This window comes from Mesorhizobium sp. M7A.F.Ca.US.014.04.1.1 (genome assembly GCF_003998745.1).
In the GTDB taxonomy this organism is placed as follows: domain Bacteria; phylum Pseudomonadota; class Alphaproteobacteria; order Rhizobiales; family Rhizobiaceae; genus Mesorhizobium; species Mesorhizobium ciceri.
Genome location: NZ_RZRW01001166.1, coordinates 1 through 933, shown reverse-complemented (window position 1 = coordinate 933; position 933 = coordinate 1). Strand labels below are relative to the sequence as shown.

Sequence of the window (933 nt, the reverse complement as noted above, 5' to 3'; positions counted from 1 at the left end):
GACTTGGCGCGCGCCAAGCCCACCAGCTGGTCCATCCCCGATGCGCCGACCCCGGACGAGCACTTCCGCGACCGCACCGGAGACTGGCCGGTCCCAGCGGGCGACAAGTACCGTCAGAAGGCGATGACGCCGATGCGATCAATGACCATTGTCGACATGAAGTTCCACAATGGGGAGCTGTTCGTTGCCGGTATCTCCAACGAGGAATTTTCATCGACTCTTCGGCGCGTGTCCTATCCCTTCGACGGCCAGTCCTCATCGACGGCCGTCCGAATTTACCACGTCGCCCACGAGCGCTACGAGACCCGCGCGCCCATCCGCGCCATGCAGTTCGCCACCATCGATGGCGAGGACACCCTCGTCGCCGCCTACACCTGCAGCCCGATCGTTCTCATTCCGACTGCACAGCTCAAGGACGGCGCCAAGGTGACAGGCAGGACGGTCGGCGATATGGGCAACGGCCAGCCGCTCAGCCTGGTTTCGGTGTTGTTCAATGGGCAGCCGAGCCTGTTCGCGACGAACGCGGGCCACGGCCCGCGCATGATCCCGATTTCCGGCCTGCAGAAAGCCGTGGCATACCTGCCCGATAACTCGCCGCATGGCGGCGTCGGCGACTGGCGGCCGGAGTACCCGCTCGGCCCAGTAGGCAAGTCGCTGATGTTCGTCGGGTCCTCCCTCTTTGCGGACAAGCTCGATGATAAGTTCCTGGTGTCCGTGACTCGTGATGCAAATTCCGGCTCCCTCAATCTTGAGGCCGTGCCGATGTTCCCGCTGCCGATAAAGTTGGACCAGATTTGGGCCGAGTTCGACTTCCCGGGCCGCGGCCCCGGCCAACAATGATCGCCGTCCTCATAGCCTCAATGGTGCTGGCGTCGACCGCCTCAGTTCAGCATGTGGTGTCGGTGGCGTCGACGACCTCCGCTCCCCAAGTGG

The 933-nt window shown here is 63.7% G+C and carries 1 pseudogene; it reads left to right on the top strand.

Annotated features, from left to right (window positions below):
- A pseudogene (locus EOA22_RS37910) lies at nucleotides 1–840 on the top strand (hypothetical protein); the annotation flags it as partial.
- Nucleotides 841–933 lie beyond the last annotated feature (93 nt).